This is a genomic window from Enterococcus sp. DIV1279b, assembly GCF_050531515.1.
GTDB classification, from domain to species: domain Bacteria; phylum Bacillota; class Bacilli; order Lactobacillales; family Enterococcaceae; genus Enterococcus_D; species Enterococcus_D casseliflavus.
This window is the reverse complement of the sequence record NZ_CP172891.1, coordinates 3,435,349-3,455,164: the sequence shown is the minus strand read 5'-3', so window position 1 is coordinate 3,455,164 and position 19,816 is coordinate 3,435,349. Positions and strand designations below refer to the sequence as shown.

Annotated in this window: 17 protein-coding genes and 1 pseudogene; 12 read left to right on the top strand and 6 right to left on the bottom strand. The window is 40.3% G+C overall.

Annotated elements, in window-relative coordinates:
• Positions 1 to 8: 8 nt before the first annotated feature.
• Together IGI71_RS16425 and IGI71_RS16420 are read right to left on the bottom strand one after the other, a co-directional pair.
• A complete protein-coding gene (locus tag IGI71_RS16425) occupies positions 9 to 422 on the bottom strand; it encodes an acetyl-CoA carboxylase biotin carboxyl carrier protein subunit (RefSeq protein ID WP_375826745.1) in 414 nt (137 codons plus the stop codon).
• A gap of 9 nt (positions 423 to 431) precedes the next feature.
• Entirely contained in the window at positions 432 to 815 is a 384-nt protein-coding gene (locus tag IGI71_RS16420; protein WP_430615965.1) for a hypothetical protein, read from the bottom strand.
• A 395-nt stretch (positions 816 to 1,210) separates the two neighbouring features.
• On the opposite strand from IGI71_RS16420, the gene IGI71_RS16415 reads away from it, so the two are divergent.
• The 3 genes from IGI71_RS16415 (at position 1,211) to citG (ending at position 4,225) form a co-directional block, all read left to right on the top strand.
• Positions 1,211 to 2,557, top strand: coding sequence for a CitMHS family transporter (locus IGI71_RS16415; RefSeq protein ID WP_167827245.1), 1,347 nt, complete (start codon positions 1,211 to 1,213; stop codon positions 2,555 to 2,557).
• A 116-nt stretch (positions 2,558 to 2,673) separates the two neighbouring features.
• On the top strand, positions 2,674 to 3,369 hold the full coding sequence (locus IGI71_RS16410) for a GntR family transcriptional regulator (RefSeq protein ID WP_005233081.1): 696 nt from the start codon (positions 2,674 to 2,676) through the stop codon (positions 3,367 to 3,369).
• Positions 3,362 to 4,225, top strand: a complete 864-nt coding sequence (gene citG / locus IGI71_RS16405; protein WP_430615964.1) for a triphosphoribosyl-dephospho-CoA synthase CitG — start codon at positions 3,362 to 3,364, stop codon at positions 4,223 to 4,225. The genes IGI71_RS16410 and citG overlap by 8 nt, the downstream gene beginning before the upstream one ends.
• On the opposite strand, the gene IGI71_RS16400 is transcribed toward citG, so the two are convergent.
• Positions 4,202 to 4,918, bottom strand: a complete 717-nt coding sequence (locus tag IGI71_RS16400) for a response regulator transcription factor (RefSeq protein ID WP_005230498.1) — start codon at positions 4,916 to 4,918, stop codon at positions 4,202 to 4,204. The genes citG and IGI71_RS16400 overlap by 24 nt on opposite strands.
• Before the next feature lie 53 nt (positions 4,919 to 4,971).
• On the opposite strand from IGI71_RS16400, the gene IGI71_RS16395 reads away from it, so the two are divergent.
• Complete coding sequence (locus IGI71_RS16395; protein ID WP_430615963.1) at positions 4,972 to 6,777, top strand: ATP-binding protein; 1,806 nt, start codon at positions 4,972 to 4,974, stop codon at positions 6,775 to 6,777.
• A 15-nt stretch (positions 6,778 to 6,792) separates the two neighbouring features.
• On the opposite strand, the gene IGI71_RS16390 is transcribed toward IGI71_RS16395, so the two are convergent.
• Positions 6,793 to 7,212, bottom strand: coding sequence for a phosphate-starvation-inducible PsiE family protein (locus IGI71_RS16390; protein WP_008381850.1), 420 nt, complete (start codon positions 7,210 to 7,212; stop codon positions 6,793 to 6,795).
• Between the two features lie 478 nt (positions 7,213 to 7,690).
• Between IGI71_RS16390 and IGI71_RS16385 the strand changes: the two genes are divergently transcribed.
• Both IGI71_RS16385 and IGI71_RS16380 read left to right on the top strand, forming a co-directional pair.
• Positions 7,691 to 9,214 carry a flavocytochrome c gene (locus IGI71_RS16385; RefSeq protein ID WP_430615962.1) on the top strand — a complete coding sequence of 508 codons (1,524 nt, stop codon included), beginning with the start codon at positions 7,691 to 7,693 and terminating at the stop codon, positions 9,212 to 9,214.
• Between the two features lie 276 nt (positions 9,215 to 9,490).
• Entirely contained in the window at positions 9,491 to 10,873 is a 1,383-nt protein-coding gene (locus IGI71_RS16380) for a lytic polysaccharide monooxygenase (protein WP_213357206.1), read from the top strand.
• A 180-nt stretch (positions 10,874 to 11,053) separates the two neighbouring features.
• Here IGI71_RS16380 and IGI71_RS16375 read toward each other — a convergent pair whose 3' ends face one another.
• Both IGI71_RS16375 and IGI71_RS16370 read right to left on the bottom strand, forming a co-directional pair.
• Complete coding sequence (locus IGI71_RS16375) at positions 11,054 to 12,334, bottom strand: 2-hydroxycarboxylate transporter family protein (protein ID WP_005230514.1); 1,281 nt, start codon at positions 12,332 to 12,334, stop codon at positions 11,054 to 11,056.
• Between the two features lie 13 nt (positions 12,335 to 12,347).
• Positions 12,348 to 14,009 (bottom strand): malolactic enzyme, encoded by a 1,662-nt coding sequence (locus IGI71_RS16370; RefSeq protein WP_276525021.1) that lies wholly within the window; start codon positions 14,007 to 14,009, stop codon positions 12,348 to 12,350.
• Between the two features lie 116 nt (positions 14,010 to 14,125).
• Here IGI71_RS16370 and IGI71_RS16365 point away from each other — a divergent pair, with 116 nt between their 5' ends.
• The 6 genes and pseudogenes from IGI71_RS16365 to IGI71_RS16340 form a co-directional block, all read left to right on the top strand.
• Complete coding sequence (locus IGI71_RS16365; protein WP_430615961.1) at positions 14,126 to 15,022, top strand: LysR family transcriptional regulator; 897 nt, start codon at positions 14,126 to 14,128, stop codon at positions 15,020 to 15,022.
• Positions 15,023 to 15,572: 550 nt separating this feature from the next.
• Positions 15,573 to 16,001 carry a hypothetical protein gene (locus tag IGI71_RS16360; protein WP_429968875.1) on the top strand — a complete coding sequence of 143 codons (429 nt, stop codon included), beginning with the start codon at positions 15,573 to 15,575 and terminating at the stop codon, positions 15,999 to 16,001.
• 129 nt (positions 16,002 to 16,130) lie between these two features.
• Positions 16,131 to 17,099: an ABC transporter permease gene (locus tag IGI71_RS16355; protein WP_430615959.1), complete on the top strand. Its 969-nt coding sequence runs from the start codon at positions 16,131 to 16,133 to the stop codon at positions 17,097 to 17,099.
• A complete protein-coding gene (locus IGI71_RS16350; protein ID WP_430615957.1) occupies positions 17,089 to 18,351 on the top strand; it encodes a hypothetical protein in 1,263 nt (420 codons plus the stop codon). Before IGI71_RS16355 ends, IGI71_RS16350 begins: the two co-directional genes overlap by 11 nt.
• Positions 18,344 to 19,027 carry an ABC transporter ATP-binding protein gene (locus tag IGI71_RS16345; protein ID WP_081119388.1) on the top strand — a complete coding sequence of 228 codons (684 nt, stop codon included), beginning with the start codon at positions 18,344 to 18,346 and terminating at the stop codon, positions 19,025 to 19,027. The genes IGI71_RS16350 and IGI71_RS16345 overlap by 8 nt, the downstream gene beginning before the upstream one ends.
• 413 nt (positions 19,028 to 19,440) lie before the next feature.
• Positions 19,441 to 19,725: pseudogene (locus tag IGI71_RS16340) on the top strand (DUF7006 family protein); the annotation flags it as partial.
• Between the last annotated feature and the right edge of the window lie 91 nt (positions 19,726 to 19,816).

The following is a 19,816-nucleotide window of genomic DNA, read 5'->3' as shown; positions in this document are numbered from 1 at the left end:
TCAATAAATTAGCCGATCGTAATCAGCAGTTCTCCTGGGTTGACCATGTCGCCCGCATTGACTGCAATGGCAACCACGGTTCCTGCTTTTGGTGCCACGATCTCATTTTCCATCTTCATGGCTTCTAAAATCATCAACGACTGGTTTTCTTGTACAGTATCACCTACATTGACCAAGAGACGTAAAATCGTTCCCGGCATCGGAGAATGAATCGGCTCGCCATCAGCAGGAAGCGTAGCTGGCGCTGGCTGTGGTGCGGCTTCTGGTTCTGGTGTGCTGACTGCCTCTGGTTGAGCGGGTACCGCTGCAGGAGCCGGTGTTGGCACTGCTGGAGCAGGAGCGGTAGGTTGCGGCGCACCGATTTCTTCCATTTCGACAAGGTATTCTTGCCCATCGATCGCTATTTTAAATTTACGTAACATGTTTTTCCCTCACTTGTTTTCATTTTTTTTGGCTATTTTTTTGATTGTGAACTGAGAATCAGGCAGCTCTCTTGCGGCAATACTGGCAGCAATCAGGGCGACTCGCTTAAATTCAGGATTGCGTTTCTCAATTCTTCGAATGATAAACTGACTTTCAGGGTAACATTCAGCCCCTAGTGCGGCGGCTATCAGACTGACCAGTGGATAATCTTCTGCAGGCGCTGGTTGATAGCTTGACACTTCTTGCCAATCAGACGCGGGTGGATCCGTTATCATTTCTTGTGGCTTCAAAGGGGAGCTGACAGGCGCATCAGGTTCATCATGCGTTTTTTTGAACAATCTTTTAATAAGATTCATGGGTTTCTCCTTTCTCAATGATTCATTCCCTTTCATTATAGAAACTCCCGTTCAATCAGCGAGATTTATTTCGGTTAAAAATTGTTTTTTCAGTGTTCCTTTTTTAAAAAAAGAGTGAAAAACCGATATAAACGTTGATTTATCAAGGTTTTTCTTGCGTTAATATTCTGTTAAGAACTTTTTAAACGAAAAATAAGATTTGAAAAGAGAAATTGTTTTTTTGCTGTTCTTTTTTTAAACGGGTCTTTTTTTCTATTTCTTGATTGTTTATTCTTAGACGTGTAAAGCATTCAATAACATTATTTCCTTTAATAAAAGAAAAAGATTCACAAACTAGTGACGCTTGTCGCTAACAAATTACGGGCCTGTAATTTTTTTAAAATGTTTTTTGATAACGCTTACACATTTCGATGCATGAAAGGAAGAAGAAAATGTTCTTAACAATTTTGTCCTATGCCATGATTATTGTCTTCATGTTTGTCATCATGAAGAAAAAAATGTCACCCTTTACATCCTTAGTAATTATCCCATTACTATTTACCCTCGTTGCGATGGTTGCTGGTGTTTCCGAAAAAGGCAACATCGGTGATTTTGTCCTTGAGGGCATCTCCACAACAGCCAACACAGGAATCATGTTGCTGTTTGCGATTTTGTACTTTTCCATTATGTTGGATGCCGGTTTGTTTGATCCAATCACGAAAAAAATGATTTATTTTGCTAAAGGCGATCCGATGAAAGTCTTGATGGCAACGGCAGTCGTTGCCGCTGCGGTCTCTTTGAACGGTGATGGAACGACCACTACCTTGATTTGTTGTTCTGCGTTTATTCCCATCTACAAGAAGCTGAATATGAAAATGATGAACCTTGGTGTCTTGATCATTTTGCAAAACACCATCATGAACTTATTGCCATGGGGCGGACCGACTGCCCGAGCAATGGCCGTGCTGGAAGTTGATGCGGATATTCTTTCTTATTTGTTGCCAGGAATGATTTTGTCTCTGTTATATGTGGTTTTCTTTGTAGCTCGCAGAATGGGGATCCAAGAACGGAAACGTTTAGGGGTTACGGAACTGACGAACGATGAGATATTAGAAATGACGACTGTGACTGATCCTGATACATTAGCGATCCGCCGTCCGAAAAACTTTGTCTTCAACGGTATCTTAACGATCGTCTTGATTGGCTGGTTAGTAGCAAGCTCCTTTATTTCTAGTATCGCTTTACCACCAATCTTGTTATTCCTTGTAGGTACTTGTATCGCATTGATGGTCAACTACCCAATTTTGAAAGATCAATCGTCACGGATCGGTGCCAACGGCGGCGACGCTGTGCAAGTAGTAATTTTAGTTTTTGCAGCGGGCGTCTTCATGGGCTTGTTCCAAGGCTCTGGGATGGCAACGGCTTTGGCGAATAGTTTCACGCAAATCATTCCTAAACAATTGGCTGGTTTCTGGGGCATAGTTATCGCCCTGATCTCTGCACCTGGGACCTTCTTTATTTCCAATGATGGGTTTTACTTTGGGGTTCTACCGGTCTTAGCAGAAGCGGGTCGTTCGTATGGCTTCACCAATATGCAGATGGCCTTGGCGTCCTTAATGGGCCAAGCGTTCCACTTGTTAAGTCCATTGGTTGCCTTCATCTACTTGCTATTGCGCTTGACTGGCTTAGATATGGGGCAATGGCAAAAAGAAGCGGCGAAATACGCACTGGGGATTTTCGTGATCTTTGTCGTTACGATCGTACTATTAGGTCATATGCCGTTTTATATTCCACAGTAACTTCATAAAGAAACTATCGAGCAGGCTGCCATTTTGCTCGGTAGTTTTCCTTGTTTATCGATATATCTATTTTTTCCCAAAAATCTCATTTGTTTTTAGTATGATAGGAGTAAATCATGAATCCAATTATTGATGCAGTAAATAAAAATCTGGATCTGACCAAAAATAAACCATTAAAAGATTTGATCTATGAAGCGTTCAAAAAAACCATCATTTTAGGAGACATTCCCGCAGGCTCTCGCATCAATGAGAAAGAATTTTCCGATACGTTAAACATCAGCCGGACCCCAATTCGTTACGCCATGACTCAGCTGGTGGCTGAAAAACTGGTGGAGCATGTGCCAAAAATCGGCATCGTCGTAAAAGGGATCAGTATCAAAGATGCTTATGAGATTTACGATATCCGCAAATCATTGGATACATTGGCGACTATCAAAGCAATGGCCTTGATGAGTGAGGAGGATTTCCGGGAGATGCGCTGCTTGTTAGAACATGGCGAACAGCTGAATCGTGAGGATGATGTGGATGGGGTCTTGAAAAACTTTTCTGACTTCAATGCGTTTATTTACGAAAAAAGCCAGATGCTGCGGTTAAAAAGTATCGTGCTAGATCTGCAAGCGTACCTCGTGTATTTTCGTGACATTGCGATTCGCTCTTCTAGAAGAAGGGATGCGGCATTGGCGGAACATTGGCTGATTTATCGCGGCATGAGAACCAATGACACGGAACAGATCACGTTGTTGACCCATGAACATTTGGATCACTCCCTGCAATTTATTCTTGCTGAAATGGAGCGAAGAAAAATTGACTGATTCCCGTCTTTTTACCGCCAGCAGCTATGCAGTCAATGCGCTGCATTATGAGGTAGCGTTAGCACCCAAGCCTGGTTTAGTAGATCCTTGCTCCTCTGGTGCGCATCAGGACATGAATGTGTTTACCTTTATCAACAGTATCACTTGTTTGGCGCCGTTTTTTCAGCGCTATAGCCAAGCGGGCTTTGCCCATACAGGCTCGCTGATCCAGCTATTTGACCAGTTACGAGGGATCGGTCAAGAAGCAGAAGAAGCGATGCTTCGGGCAACCAAAGACATCAATACCCACAAAGGGGCAAATTTTTCCTTTGCAGTTTTGTTGGGGGCGACAGGAGTCTATTATCAACAAAATGGCAAGGCGGAGCTGACGGCTGAAGATACCAATCAGATCCTGCAGCTTGCCGCTGATATCTGCCAGCATTTGGTCAAGCAAGACCTGCAGCAAATCACCCACAAAGACCAATTGTCTTACGGGGAAAAAAATTATTTGACCTACGGCACCATGGGGATTCGTGGAGAAGCCGCAGCTGGGTATCCAACGGTTAAAAAACTGCTGGAGTACTTACGGCAGCAACCGCAAAAAACCTCCGTTTCCTTGTTGCGCGGGTTAGTCTATCTAATGAGTGAAACCGAAGACAGCAACCTCGTCCACCGAGGCGGCTACGAGGCGATGAAGGCAGTGCAGCAGGAAATGCAAAAAATTCACCAAGCCAATCTGTCGGATACAGACTTGCTTCGTGAATTAACGATCTATGATCAAGTGTTGATCGCGCGCCATTTGAGTCCCGGCGGCTCGGCGGATCTTTTAGCATTGGCGCTTTATTTCTTGCAGCTAGAAGGCGTCTCCTTCTGGTAAAAAGGTATAGCCGATCCCCCAAACGGTTTTTAAAAAGCGGGCGTGCTTCGGCTCATCTTCAATTTTGTTTCGCAGATGATTGATAAAAACCATCACGGTATTGGCATCGAATTGGCCATCTTGCCAGACATTGCTGTAAATCTGTTCTTTCGAGAACACTTGATCTGGATTTTCCATGAAAAAGCGCATCAGCATGATTTCTTTTGAAGACAACTTGATGGGCTGATCATTTTTGAAAAACTGATAGCGTTTTTGGTCAAAACGAAACATGCCGCTGCACAGATCGCCTTCCGGTTTGGCGATCCCTTTTTCTCGCAGCACGTTGCGGCGATCAAGAATCGAAACGATTTGTGCTTTTAAGAGTGCTGGTGAAAAAGGCTTCGTAATGTAGTGATCGGCGCCGATCTCATAGCCGTTGATCATATCTTTTTCGTCACTTTTTCCGCTCAAAAAAACGATCGGCACCGTGGGGTTTTCTTCCCGAATCAGTTGTGCCAAATGATAGCCGTCATTTTCATGCTCTAAACTGATATCCAGTAAAAAAAGATCAAAGCTGACACGAGAGTTGATCGCAATCGTTTTTTCAACGGAATCGGTCTGGTAGATCAAAATACCCGTCGACTGTAAAGATTTCCAAATTAGCCGCCGAATGGCAGGGTCATCATCAACGATTAAAATTTTTTCATCTCGCAAAATATCCGCCTCCTGTATCAATAGTATTATAGTAAATATGAAAGGGGTTTACAATGAAACCGCCATCAAAGTTTTGGCTGTATTTAAGTGTGGTCGCTACCTTATTCATTACACTGATTGGACTTATTTTTACCTTTACAAGTTATAAAAGCGCACAAAGACAAGCTGAAACCGTCGGGTTGCGGCAGTTGGAAACGGTCAATCAAGCGGCGATCAAGCTGATCAGCCGCAGTATCGAATCGTACCACATGGCTCTTACCAATTATGCCGATGACCACCTCGAAGGCGCCGCCTTGGCTGATTTGCAGCGCCCCTTAACGTTACCAGTGATCAATTCTGCGAACAATGCCATGGTCGGATTGTTTTTGATCGACCAACAAGGTCAGGTCATCGCCCAAAATACCGCAACGGCGGTCAATAAACCAGAAGACCCGCCGGTGCAAGAATTGTTATTCAAAGACCCATCCTTAGACAAAGTATTGGCAGGACGGCAGGTACAAAATGGGCAAGTCTATTTTGATGGCAAGCAGGCCTATCTAAATGTGTATCAGTCCTTAACCCTTGACGACAAAGAAGCGATTCTTGTGATGCCTTTGAATCTACAGCGCATGTACCATCATGAATTTACCACCGATCGCAATGTCTCCGGCTATACGATGGTCAAAAACGCCGAGATGCGGATCGTTATGCACCCATCGGACGAACAAATTGGTTTTTCCATCGTTGAAAGCCGCAAAAAAGAATTTCCAGAGCTGGATTTCACCGATCTTGAGCGCTTGGAGCAAGAACAAATCGACAATGAAGAAGGCACCTCCGTCTATTATTCTTATTGGTGGAACGAAGAAACACTGCAAAAAGTGCTGAAATTGGCTGCTTATCAATGGATCACCATCGGCGACAGTCGCCTGATCGTCGCCAGCAATGCCGATTTTTTGGAGCAAAGCGGTCTCTTTTTACAAGACAACTTGATTTTGATCGGCCTACTAGGTTTGTTGTTTGTCATTATGATTTTATTGACGGTCCTGATCAAAAACTACATGAAACGCAATCAAGCCTATGTCGAAAACCAAGCATTGAAAGAACGACAACGGCTGTTAAAAGAAAAGCACGAAATCGAAAAAAACATTTTGCAAGAATCAAAACTGGAAACCATTGGCTTATTAACGACCTCGATCGTCCATGACCTAAACAACTTTTTGACGCCCATGATTGGTCATCTGCAATTGCTGATCGAGGAAAACCAACACGATCAAGTCTTAGTGGAGGACTTGCAAGAAGTCTGTAAAGCAGCAGAAAAAGGCAAAGAGTTATCTAGCAATGTGCTGCGTTTTTCGAAACTCGAAAGTACCGACAAAACTGTGCAGTCGATTGCCGCCACCTTGACAGAAGCCATCGATACTATGCGCGCACTGTTGCCAAAAGCCTTTTCCCTTACGTATGATATCCAAGAAGTAGGATATGCCGTTTACGAGAAGATCGATCTGCAAGTCATTATTTACAATTTGTTGATGAATGTATACCAAGCAAATGCCGACTGCAGCATTCGCTTGAGCCGCACTTCGACAGAAAGCGCCACCTTTCTGTTTCGTAAGCAAGCTTTCTCCGCGCAACAGGAGTTTGCATTGATCGAAATTGCCGACAACGGTCCCGGCATACCAGAAGCGATCCAAGAAAAAATCTTTACCCGCTTTTTCACGACCAAGAGTGCCACTGGCGGTACTGGTCTAGGACTCTTCACTGTCTCTTCGATCGTGGAAAAAAACGACTGGTTGATCGATGTTACAAGTACGCCTAAAGGAACCACCTTTTATATTGGTATTCCTCTAACTGATCCCGAAAAAGCCACTGAACCCAACTAATCCGATGGGGTGATTTCAGTGGTCTTTTTCTTGGGCATGCTGGAAAGCATTGATTTTTTGCAGGACTAGTAAGACCAGTACCAAAACAAAGATCGCTAAAGCAAAAAATAGGGCATCGTTCGCCATGCCTTGTGTCAACAGTAACTCGCGCAAAATCGCAGTAATGCTGATCAAAATCAAGTAACGGACAGGAATATGGTGCCCGTCCTTCATATACCGCAGCAACATCAAAATGATTTCTAACAAAATGAATAACGTGGCAATTTCTTCAATCAAAAAGGACAGGTGGGGCGCTTCACTTAAAGGAAAGAGCGTCGTGCTGATCATAAAAATCGCTTTTCCCATAAAAATCAAGACGACAACGACTAAGATCGCTAACATGCTATCAATACAGATACTGATCACTCGCTCGAACATCCGGGTCAATTTTTCCATTCGCCACTCCATTTCTGCTTTTTCTTTTATTATACAAAAGAAGGCGTAGGACAAAGGGAAAAGAACAGAGAAAGAACAATCGTGGCCATATCTTTTTGACCGCGAACTTAACGGTCATTCTATGAGCGGGACCTTTGTGGCAGCTTTGAATAGCAGAAATTAGCGAGGAAAACATAGTATCTTTTTCCGATAAAATTAGAAAAAAATGAGAATGAATAGTTAAAATATACACAAATTATTACGAGACACTTAGTTTCTTTTTTTGTTACAATGGTTAAATAAAATAGAACTCTGTTGAAATGTTGCTTAAACAATGTTTTTATCGCTATCGAATAGAAAAATAGTCCGATCGCAAGATGTTTACCATTGTTAATAAAGTAACAAGTTGGGCGGAGTTCGCAAGAAAAATGCTACTTTTCTTATCGTATATGACGGGGATCAGTGAGGAGAAAAGAGCAAGAAAAACGGAGGGAAACAAATGAAAAAAAGTGGATGGTCAAAATGGGTGATTGGGGCAGCCTCATTATTGTTGCTTAGTGCATGTGGCGCCGATGGCGGAACAAAAGCCAGCAGCAGTGTGGCAAGCTCTTCTTCAGAAAGTGAAGTCACTTCAGGTGCTTCCCAACAAGAGTATACCGATCCAGCAGAGTTAAAAGATCAATATGATATCGTCATCGTTGGTGCTGGCGGTGCAGGGATGGCAGCAGCCTTGTCGGCTAAAGATGCTGGAATGAATCCAGTCATTTTAGAAAAAATGCCGATCGCAGGCGGAAATACCTTGAAATCTTCTGGCGGAATGAACGCATCAGAAACCAAATTCCAAGAAGCCCAAGGCATTGAAGATTCCAATGAACTATTTTTTGAAGATACCCTAAAAGGCGGTAAAGGAACCAACGATCAAGAATTGCTGCATTATTTAGTAGACAACTCTGCTTCAGCGATTGATTGGTTGGATTCAATGGGGATCACTTTAGACAATATCAGCTATAGCGGCGGTGCCAGTGTAAAACGGATCCATCGTCCTCACGACGGTTCAGCAGTCGGTACGTATTTGGTGGATGGCCTATTGAGAAATATTCATGAGCAAGAAATTCCTTTGTTTGTAAATGCTGATGTGACAAAAATCAATGAAACAGACGGCAAAGTCACTGGCGTCAACGTGAAAATCAATGGCGAAGAAAAAGAAATCGCTGGTGATGCGGTGGTTGTTACTACTGGTGGTTTTGGCTCAAACAAAGAACTGATCGAAAAATACCGTCCAGATCTGAAAGGCTATGTCAGCACGACTTCTGAAGGAAGTACAGGCGATGGCATCAAGATGATCGAAGAATTAGGCGGCGCAACGGTTGATATGGATCAAATCCAAGTCCATCCAACCGTGGTTCAAGATACAGGCATGTTGATCAGTGAAACCGTTCGTGGAGAAGGCGCCATCTTGGTGAACCAACAAGGGGAACGTTTCTACAATGAATTAGAAACCCGCGACAATGTTTCAGCTGCTATCACGGATCTGCCAGAAAGCTATGCCTACTTGATTTTTGACAATGCGTTAGCAGGTAGAGCCAAACAAGTCGATTACTACAAAGAACAAGGTGTAGTGGTAGAAGCCGACACCATCGAAGCCTTAGCTGAAAAAATCGATGTCGATCCAGCAACCTTGAAGAAAACCTTAGATACATGGAACCAAGCAGTGGCCGACAAAGCCGACAAAGATTTCGGTCGTGAAACGGCGATGGACTATGATCTGACGGAAGGGCCATTCTATGCGATTCAAATCGCACCTGGGATCCACCATACAATGGGCGGCGTCAAAATCAATACGAAGACCCAAGTATTGAAAGAAGATGGCACACCAATCACTGGCTTGTATGCAGCAGGTGAAGTGACCGGCGGTATCCACGGACAAAATCGAATCGGCGGCAATGCTGTAGCCGACATTATGGTCTTTGGTCGCCAAGCAGGCGCGCAATCCTCTGACTATGTGAAAGAAAACGGGAAATAAGCGGCTGCTTTTTCCTAAAAAAGATCGTATATAAAGAAAGAAACTTGGAACGAATCCTCTTAAGCGATTAGGAGGAGAATCGTTTCAAGTTTTTTGTATTTCTAACTGAAAGGACGGAAAACTAGTCATTATAATCTTATAATGATTTGATAATTTATAATTCACATATAAACAAAATGTTTTTGTCAGTAGGGTTTGCTTTTCAATGAATCGGAATCAAGGAATAAACGGATAGAATTGGTTTATTCGATGATAAAAAATTTTAGGAGGCAGAGTATGAAAAACGCATTGGTAAAATGGTCGGTCGGGGTGGCAATCTTACTTGGAGGGACCTTGTTCTTCACGGGAAAACAAGTATTTGCTCATGGTTATGTGGAATCACCTGTCAGTCGGGGCTATCAAGGGTCTTTGGATCGCAATACGTTAGGGTGGAGCGCTGCGTTTGAAAAATATGGCAATGTCATTTCAAACCCACAATCATTGGAAACCAAAAAAGGCTTTCCAGAAGCAGGACCAGTAGATGGTCGTATCGCTTCAGCAGATGGTGGACTCGGACAAATCGGGGACTTTGTTCTTGATGAACAAGGAACCAATCGTTGGACCAAACAAGACATCAATCAAGGACCATTGCGGGTCAACTGGCATTATACAGCGCCTCACAAGACCACAAAATGGCATTACTATATCACGAAACCAGGATGGGATCAAAACGCGCCACTTTCAAGAGATAGCTTGGAATTGATCGCTACTGTGAATCACGATGGATCGGCTGCCAGCAATAGCCCAAGCCATACCATTACCATTCCAGAAAATCGTCTTGGTTACCATGTCATTTTAGCGGTCTGGGATGTTGCCGATACGCCAAATGCCTTTTATAACGTGATCGACGTCAACGTTTCCGGTTCAACAGTCATTCCCGAAAAACCAGCAGCACCAGCAAATGTCCGCTCAGAACGAGTGACTAGCAGCACGGTGGCTTTAGCATGGAACGGTCAAACCGATGCGAAAGAATACAACGTGTATCGTGATGGTGCCTTAGTGGCAACCACTACTGAGCCAACCTTTACCGACACGCAATTAAAAGCCAACACAACCTATAGCTATCAAGTAGAAGCTGTCGGCTTTACGGCGTTAGTTTCAGAAAAAAGTGCTGCAGTGAAAGTGACTACCGCAGCAGACAATCAAGTCGAAACCCCTTCGACACCAGGCAACCTACACCAAATGAGCGTGACAGACAGCAGCGTGTCCTTAATGTGGCAAGCATCCACTCATACAAATGGGATCGCTGGATATGATGTTTACCGCAATGGCGTCAAAATCGCTACAGCCACAGGAACAACCTATGAAGACACGAATCTAGCAGCGGATACAACCTACAATTACCAAATCAAAGCAATCAGCAAAACGGGCGAACAATCCGCTTTCAGTAACCAGCTGAGCGTGAAAACCAATGCCAAAGAAGAAACGGAAACACCTGGAGGCGGGGAGTCAGAATACCGTGTGTGGAAACTAGGTACATTCTCTGCACCAGAAGTGTATACAAGTGGTGAAATCGTGAGCCATAAAGGCAGCAACTATGTCGTGATCAACACCCACTCAAATTACGGGGACACAACATGGTCTCCTGATCAAGCACCAACCTTGTTTCAGAAGCTGTAACCCTTGAATGAATCAGTAACGCAAGAGCAGTGCGGAGGCACTGCTCTTTTTGACTCTTTTATGAGGAAATGATTGAACCTTTGTTTGATTCGTGCAACCAATTGGACGAATTCGTTTGAGGAATGCAAAAACAGGTACTGCTATGCATCATGCGTAGCAGTACCTGTTTTTTGTTCTTGATCAAGAATAGAAGAAACGGATCAAGATCCCACCTAAAATCAGCACGATCGCACCACATAAACGGTTGGCCATTTGGGCAAAAGCAATCATTTCCATTCTATCAGAGGCAGACAATACAGCGATATTGCCTGTTCCCCCCATGGAGTTGTTGATCATACCGGCGCCAATTGCGGTTTCAACGGGGTACATCCCCAATACCATCCCGAAGAACCAGCTGGCAGCCCCCATAGATACGACACTGGTTAGGCAAAGCACGACAAATTGCCAAGTAAAGGCAGAAGCCAATGTTGACAGATCGATCAATGCCAAACCAATCCCCGCCAAGACCGCGTGGGTCAAATTCGTCATCACAACATTGTTGAACATCACCACAGAATCTTCGAGTTTCTTAGGGACAATGTTCAAGGCTTTTAGAATAAAGACAATCACGATCATAAAGGCATACTCGTGAATTTTAGGAAAAAAGTCGCTTAAAATCGCACCAACGACCAACAGTGAGAAGGAAAAGAGCATCCCAACCCCGATTTGTTGGGCATCAAGCGTTATTTTTGGTTTTTCTAATTCTTCTTTGGTGGCATTGATCAGGGTGCCATGGCCATTGTATTTGGTTTTAGCAAAGGCCTTTGCGATAAATAAAGCACCAATAATGGCAAGAATATTCCCGAAAGTAACAGCTGGCGCTAATTGAGAAAAGATGGCAGCTTGATTACCGTTTGCCAAGCCATCAGCATAAATTTGTGAAAGTGGGGTGATTCCCGCACCCATCCCGCCAGACATCATTGGTAGAGATACATACATCACCGAATCAGCAAAGCCATTGCCTAGTAGCATACCGACAAGGCCGACGGAGAAAAAGCCTACTACCATGGTGATCAAAGCAACGGGAATGAATTTCGTAGAAGCTTTCACCAACAAATTACGGTTCATCCCTAAAATCGAGCCGCAAATCAAAGCGGCAATATAGAAATCAAGAAAGCCAAAACCGCCCCCCATAAAGTCACTGACCGCGTCAATGACTTTCGTGGGTACGAGATGGAAGGAGGCTAAAAGAGTGGCACCAAGCAGGGTAAAAACTGACCCGCCGCCAAGATAAGAATTCATGATCGGGAGTTTTTCCCCAATGAAATACAGCAGGTGTCCTAAGGCAACCAATAAAATGGTGATCCCAACCATATTTAATGGCAATTTGTCTAAGGCAATCGCACTGAATATGACAACCATGAAAAAGAGATACAAGGGAAGACTAATTCCCGAAATCGTCATCGTTTTTAATTTATTCATTTTTCAGACCTTCCTAGTATGTTGGATACCATTTAAGATTTTGGACAGCTTTTGCCATATCGGTTTCTTGCGCTTGGGCTAACCCTTGTTCTTTGGCTTTGTTGGCAACTGCTTCAGCCACTTTGATAGAAACGTCCGCAACGTATTCAAAAGGTGGAAGAACAGGTGCACCGGGTTGGCTCAAATCAACCAAACCACTTAATGAGTGAGCAGCGGCACCAATCATTTCGTCGGTCAAGAGAGAGGCTTCTGAAGCCAACATACCTAACCCTAGACCAGGATAGATCAAGGCGTTGTTTGCTTGACCGATTTGGTAGTCGACTCCTTTGTATTGGATCGTTCCTGAAGGGACACCGGTTGCCACAAAGGCTTTTCCATCAGACCATTCGATTACTTGTTCAGCCGTTGCTTCTAATTTTTTGGTTGGATTAGAGATAGGGAAAATCACTGGACGAGCAGTGTTTTCACACATCGCTTCCACAACTTCTTTGGTAAAGGCACCGGCATTGGTTGAGGTACCGACCAAAATCGTTGGTTTTGCGACTTTAATGACATTGATCAATTGCGTCATATCGCCAGCATTGGCAAAGTCAGCCCGTTTTTTGGCAAATGGTTTTTGTGCAGGAGTCAAATCGGACATATCATCGAACAAAAGCCCTTGTTTGTCAACCATAAAGAAATGATTGTAGGCTTCTTCTTCTGAAAGACCTTCGCTGACCATTTCGGCATGGACACGGCTGGCAATCCCGGCACCAGCGGAACCACCGCCATAACATAAGTAGACTTGATCCGTTAATTTTTCACCTGTAATATCCAGTGCACCGAAGATACCGCCAAGTACAACGATTCCCGTTCCTTGGATGTCATCGTTAAAAGTTGGAATTGTTTGTTTGTATTTGTCCAGAATCGTTGCAGCATTTGAACGGCCAAAGTCTTCCCAATGCAAGTAAAGTTTAGGGAACAATGATTCTGCCGTTTGAACAAATTGATCGATGAATTGGTAGTAGGCATCACCGTAGACACGTTCTTGACGATTGCCTAGATACAAATGATCCTCTAACAATTCTTTACGGTTGGTACCGGCATCGATCACGATTGGTAAAACAGAAGCAGGGTCGATCCCAGCAGCTGCTGTATAAATCATCAATTTACCGACAGAAATATCGACACCTTGGACACCCCAGTCACCAATCCCAAGAATCCCTTCAGCGTCAGTGGCTACGATCAAGCGAATGTCTCGATCGCCAGCGGCATTTTTCAACGTTTCTTCGATATTCTCTGGATGATTGATATCTAAGTACGCTGCATATTGAGGATCCACAAATAGGCGGCTGTAATTTTCAATGGTATCGGCAATCGTTGGATCGTAGACGATCGGATTGAATTCAACGATATGTTGGTTGAACAAATAGTAGAACAATGTCCGATTGGTATTAAAGATCTCCATTAAAAAGTGACGTTTTTCAATGTCTGATTCTTTGGTGACATATTGCAAATAGGCTTGTTCTGCTTGTTCTTCGATCGTTTGCACGTGTGGGGGCAATAAACCGATCAACCCTAGTTCTTTTCGTTCTTCTTGTGTAAACGCAGTTCCTTTGTTTAAAAATGGGTTATTTAAAATGTCATGTGCTTTCATTATGTTCCTCCAATGGATATATTTTGAGTACTCGTTCATTTCCATTAGCTACTTTAATCCTCGGACAGAATTATAGTCAACTATCGGTGGTATAATAAAAATTATTTATAACAAAACCGCTGCTAGTTTAAACCGGTTAAGGGAGGAATCAGACGATGAATATACGAGATTTAGAATACTTTAACGCTTTGGCAGAGATGCTTTCTTTTACCCAAGTAGCGCATAAATTTGCGGTCAGTCAACCAACCGTCAGCTACGCTGTCAAACGCTTGGAAGAGCATTATGGCTGTGATTTGATCGTGCGAGAAGCCTCACATCGCTCCATCTCATTGACCACGGAAGGGGAAATTTTGAAGGCTCATGCGCAATATATCTTAGATGAATTTGTGACCTTGGACCGAGCCATCGATCATGCCAAAAACAACCGCACCCATATCGGTCTGCCACCGATCATTCGTTCCAAAGTCTTTTCAAAACTCTTAGATGAAAAAGAGATCATCCGCTTTATTTCGAAATTTCACTTGGTATCTGGGGGATCCAATGAATTGCTTTCAAAACTATTGTCAGGAAAAATCGATTTTAGCTTGCTGGGCAGTGTCAATCCCCTCGTCCACCCGAATCTGCAGGTGAAATTATTGCATCAGCAAGAATTCTTTATTTTTGTGTCAAAAGAAAACCCATTAGCTAAGAAAAAGGAAATCTCATTTGAAGAAGCTGCCGAATATCCCTTTATCCTATTGGAAAAAGGCTATACCCACATGCGCGCTTTTCAGAATTTAAGTGAGAAATCAAAGAAGAAGCCGGAAGTCCCCTTTTATTTTTCAGACGTCCAGACGATTGGCCAGCTGGTCAGTTCCAATATCGGCATTACCTTGATGACGGAATTTCCTGTGTTTCAAGAAATGGAAGGCTTAGTGAAAATACCGCTAGTCCCTGAAGATAAGGAAATTTTTTATATTCAATATGCCTATTTAAAGAGTGCGATGTTGAATCAAGAGGTTCAAAAGTTGATTAGGATCTTGGATGAGCTGTCTTGGGAAGATGAAGGGTGAAGAATGGGTATTTTTTGAGGTAAGGTCAGAGAAAAAATGGACGTTTGGGGAGGGGTAACCGTCCTAACTTGGAGAAGTATTTGGTTCACTAATGGTGTTTCAGAATCAGGGAGAACTACTACCAGTATCAAAAGAGGGCTTTGGTTTGACACTTATTATTATACATGGAGTTACAGAGTTTGGTAAGAAATCTAATACTACTTTATTCCTTCTGTTGCAAACAGAAGGAATTTTTCTTTTTTAGAAAAAATGTTCGTCTTGTCTACAAAAACGACAGATAAAAAAATAGAAACCCTGGAAACATTTTTTGCTCAAGATACCATAATTTCAGCGGTTAGACATATCATAAAGTTAAGCATTGAAAGAAACTATAGAATTTAGCTGAATTTATATATAATACTATTTTTAAACTAAATCTTTTCATAAATAGCGCACTTTATAAATTTATTGAATAAATTTATTTGTATTTTATTATTGGCTTTTAATCTTATCATGTGATATCGTTTTATTATGAAATAATGAATAAAATATAATGTGCAAGGGGGAAATAATGGAAATGATTAGTGTTGCTAAAAAAAGTATCAAAGGATTATTTTTATTTGGTGTTGTATCATTAGGTATTTTTACGTATCAACCCAATTCCGTTGTAGCGTCAGAAGCTACGTCTGAGTTTTCTGGTGGCTGGATAGAAGGAGAAGGGGAGTTTGGAAATAAACCAACAAATGCAAACTCTTTAGTTTCAGCAAGATCAAAAGATTTCTATCATAAGAGTGGGAACAAAAATGTTACTACCCGACAAAAAACTGGATGGGCTGAAACTTACTGGCGTAATGTTTACCACTATTCTCGTGTGCAGCTAAAAGCCCCTATACTTAAAGATGTACGTGTAGATTCAGGAAGAAAATACGGGCAAGCTTATTCATATGCTGAAGCAACAGGGGTTCGAGATCTAGTAACGTATACTTACTGGGGAAGCTGATTGCTAAAAAAATCTAATGTTCGAATTAGGATACCCAACTCTTGAAGTTGGGTATATTTATTTAGGCCGATTAATTCAATAAGCGTCAAAGATTATGCTAACATTAGGAAAGAGAAAAGAGGGGATTTTTTGAAAAGAACACTTTTTTTCGTAACAAATCTAATTTTTCTGATTGCAACACTCATAAATGCTTTTTCCTTTTTTTATTTTTATTATCAAAGTAATTTAGATTTTGTTTCCAATAATTTTACGTCTAAAGAGTCAGTACGTCTTATTGTTAATAATAATCTAGCTTCCGAAACATGGGGAAATTTGCTAGGTGATCAAAAGAAAATGCTTGTTGTGAAAAATTTAGAAAGCAATTTTTACTATAAAGCAATTTATACTAACTACGACTGGTATCTGCCACTTTCTGAGGGGAGAAACTTTGTTAAAGAAGATTTCTATGATGGGAAGAACAGAGCGATTGTTGGAAAAGAATTGGCTTCTAAAAATAAAAACAATGTAAATATTGAAGGGAAAAATTACGAAATCATTGGCGTATTAGACGGAGCATATTCAAAAAATTTAAACAAAACGGCTTTAATTAACATTGATTCATTGGAGGGAACTCAAACTCAAGGGGTTTATCAAATTAACTCAAATGAATCAGCGATGGAAAAAGTAAAAAAACATTTGATCAATGATATATCCGCCATTACGTATTCCGATGATACCAAAATATATAATGCGAAAAATACAGAAAGCAATAATAATTTGTTGCGCTATTCTTTTCAAATACTCTGCTTGTTAGGGGTAGGAATTTGTATATTTTTCTATCTTACTTTATCTCAATCTACAAATTATTTGAAAAAAATTATAGGGATATCTAGAAATACGGTTCTTATAGAAGAGATAAAACAGTTATTAGCTGTATGGTTGGTTGAGAGTGTTCTTGTTTTAACTATTCTATATTTTCCGTTTAAAAAATATATTTATGATTCGATACATTCATTTACAACTAATTATATATCTTCTCAGTTTCTTATCATATGTAGTGCAGCAACCCTATTTATTCTTCTTTTCTTGAGAAATTGGAGGAAGCTTGATGAAATTTAATAATTATCTATCCGAGATTTTTGAATCTGTTAAACGAAAAAAATATTTGTTATTTTTCTACAGTTTGTTTTTGTTGTTTTCATTTCTAACGCTTTCGGTTTCAAATGTTATGTCTCAAGAAAATAGTAATGAAGAGAAAAGAATCTCCACAGGAGATACTAAAACGTTCAAGTTAGTGGATACTCTAATTGGAGAAGACGAAGAGAACTTTTTAAAAAATCTTCAGAGTGTAAATTACCTCTCGTCCCTGTATAACGAATTATTGGAAAGTAAAATAGGAGAATACCAAGTGATTGGAAGCCAAGGTATAAACTATTTGGAGGAAAACAATTTGGATACTCAGTTTATTGATAGCTATGAACATATTGTTAATGTTATTGATAACATGAGTAGTGATGAAATTCCATATAAATCACTGCAAATAAACAATAAGGTGCTTCAACGTTTTAACCTTAGGTTATCACAAGGAAATTTGTTCTCACAAGAAGATTATCAATACAATGACAATAAAATTTCGGTGATATTAGGAGACAATTATTCAGAATACTTTTCTGTTGGAGACAAAATTCAAATTTCTTATTTATTTAAAAATTTCGAAGCCAAAGTAATCGGTTTTGTTGAAAAAGGGGAAAGAATTGTTTTTAATGAGTATGATGATTATGTATTAGATGATCGTATTATGCTTCCTTTCATAGAAAAGGCTCCCCAACAACTAAATAAAGAAGATTTTTCATTTTTTCAAAAACATTTTTTAAACGGAATTAATGGATACTATCAGGTACCTGATTCTTTATCGCAAGAACAAATGTATAAATTCGTAAATGATCTTTCTCAGCCTTACCAAGTTGGTACAATTGATTTGATAGGAGAATCAGGATTTCATCTATCTTCTATTCTCTATACGATCACTAAAAACAATAGGTTACTAAAACTAGTTGCTTATTTTTCAATTGTTGTATTAATAGCGGTAACGATAGTATTTTCTTACTTAGAAATGTTTCGTGATAAAAAGGTTTACAATTTACATTTGTTTTTAGGTGCTACAAAAAAAGAAATTCGCCAGTACTTCCTTGGAGAAAAAGTATTACTTTTATCAAGTGTTGTAATTATAAGTGTGATTATAACCAATTACTTAGGGGGAGTTACCAGTAGTTTTCTGATATCATTACTATGCCTGGCGTTATTACTATTTTTACTATTTTATCTCTCAGTAACCATAATTCTTAAGAAATGGAGAATTACAAATGATTAGTATTCAAAACGTTGCACTTCAAATAAAAGATGGTAGGAATAAAAAAGAACTTTTCGAAAATCTTAACTTAACTTTAAATGAAGGCCAAAAAGTCGCAATTATGGGAAAAAGCGGCAGTGGCAAAACAACATTGTTAAAACTAATTGCAGGATTGATCAAAGTAGAAACAGGAGCTATCATTTTTGATGGAAAGAATTTAAGCAATATGAGCGCGAATGAGCGAAGCTTCAATCGTTTGAGGAATATTGGTTTTATATTTCAAGATAATCCGATGATTGAAAGTAAGAATGTTTTTGAAAATATTGCTTTACCACTAAAATATTTAGGTGTGGAGAAAAAAAATGTAGAGAAAAAAGTTCATGTTATGTCAAAGCGCTTAGATATTTCACACTTACTATCTGAGAACCCTAGCTATTTATCTGGCGGTGAAAAACAAAGAGTAGGAATTGCTCGAGCACTGATTACTGATCCAAAACTTATTTTGGCAGATGAACCAACTGGTTCACTAGACTCAGAGACAGAATTAATGGTATTAGATATATTTCAAAGAATTGAATGGAATAATACGAGCTTTGTAATGGTGACACATGACGCTTCCGTAGCAAATATTTGCGATGAGCTATACATGTTAAAAGATAGAAAACTAGAGAATTTTCAAGACTTTAGAAATATCTAAAATAATTTTGAGTTCTACTATCAGCCGTAGCAAGAGATATTACCAGCGAATTTTGAAATTGATTTAATTCATAATGGAAGGGGTCAGAAACTTTTAAGTTTTTGATCCTTTTTTGATTCCTCATTTCATAGCTCTTTCAGCAGCTCAAATAATTAGGTCAGAAAGTATCTCCATTTAAAGGACATCAGAGTATACATTGTTGACCTTTCTTTTAGATGATGTATAAATCATTCTGGATGGTCGGATATGTTGAGCAAAATTAGTCTTTGAATAGATAGAATATTCATTATGGAACTGCTAAGAAGAGTGTTCAGAAAATGACTAGTTTCTGGGCCCTCTTTTTTTATGCCAATTGAAGCAAGTAGCTTTCGTTTTGTGTCTATTGATATACAAAATATTGTTCATTTAAAGCACATCCGTTGATAAAAAATTATATTGAAAATCAAGTTCAAAAATTAAAAGAAATGATAGAAGCATTAACTTCCGCGAATTTTTGGATTGATATTCCAATAATTATGGGAATATATTCTAAGTTAGTATTATTACGAGAACTCATTATCACCATAGAAGATTTTGATTTTACAGACGAAGAAGTGTTAAAAATAGTAGAACAAGATTATCCATACTACAATAAAGAATTATGTGGATATAAATTGAATGATGTAACTAGCCATTCACTAATTTTTAAAATAAAGTGATCTGGAAAAAGAATCAAGGAAAAGTAGTCTTTTATAATATATTTTGAAGTCAGGGATGGAATCCTATGAAGACGTAATAAAATTTCTAACC

What these genes read in the sequence shown, in the direction of transcription:
- IGI71_RS16425 (WP_375826745.1), bottom strand. Translation starts at nt 422, where the DNA reads ATGTTACGTAAATTTAAAATAGCGATCGATGGGCAAGAATACCTTGTC.
- IGI71_RS16420 (WP_430615965.1), bottom strand. Translation starts at nt 815, where the DNA reads ATGAAAGGGAATGAATCATTGAGAAAGGAGAAACCCATGAATCTTATT.
- IGI71_RS16415 (WP_167827245.1), top strand. Translation starts at nt 1,211, where the DNA reads ATGTTCTTAACAATTTTGTCCTATGCCATGATTATTGTCTTCATGTTT.
- IGI71_RS16410 (WP_005233081.1), top strand. Translation starts at nt 2,674, where the DNA reads ATGAATCCAATTATTGATGCAGTAAATAAAAATCTGGATCTGACCAAA.
- IGI71_RS16395 (WP_430615963.1), top strand. Translation starts at nt 4,972, where the DNA reads ATGAAACCGCCATCAAAGTTTTGGCTGTATTTAAGTGTGGTCGCTACC.
- IGI71_RS16390 (WP_008381850.1), bottom strand. Translation starts at nt 7,212, where the DNA reads ATGGAAAAATTGACCCGGATGTTCGAGCGAGTGATCAGTATCTGTATT.
- IGI71_RS16385 (WP_430615962.1), top strand. Translation starts at nt 7,691, where the DNA reads ATGAAAAAAAGTGGATGGTCAAAATGGGTGATTGGGGCAGCCTCATTA.
- IGI71_RS16380 (WP_213357206.1), top strand. Translation starts at nt 9,491, where the DNA reads ATGAAAAACGCATTGGTAAAATGGTCGGTCGGGGTGGCAATCTTACTT.
- IGI71_RS16375 (WP_005230514.1), bottom strand. Translation starts at nt 12,334, where the DNA reads ATGAATAAATTAAAAACGATGACGATTTCGGGAATTAGTCTTCCCTTG.
- IGI71_RS16370 (WP_276525021.1), bottom strand. Translation starts at nt 14,009, where the DNA reads ATGAACGAGTACTCAAAATATATCCATTGGAGGAACATAATGAAAGCA.
- IGI71_RS16365 (WP_430615961.1), top strand. Translation starts at nt 14,126, where the DNA reads ATGAATATACGAGATTTAGAATACTTTAACGCTTTGGCAGAGATGCTT.
- IGI71_RS16360 (WP_429968875.1), top strand. Translation starts at nt 15,573, where the DNA reads ATGGAAATGATTAGTGTTGCTAAAAAAAGTATCAAAGGATTATTTTTA.
- IGI71_RS16350 (WP_430615957.1), top strand. Translation starts at nt 17,089, where the DNA reads ATGAAATTTAATAATTATCTATCCGAGATTTTTGAATCTGTTAAACGA.
- IGI71_RS16345 (WP_081119388.1), top strand. Translation starts at nt 18,344, where the DNA reads ATGATTAGTATTCAAAACGTTGCACTTCAAATAAAAGATGGTAGGAAT.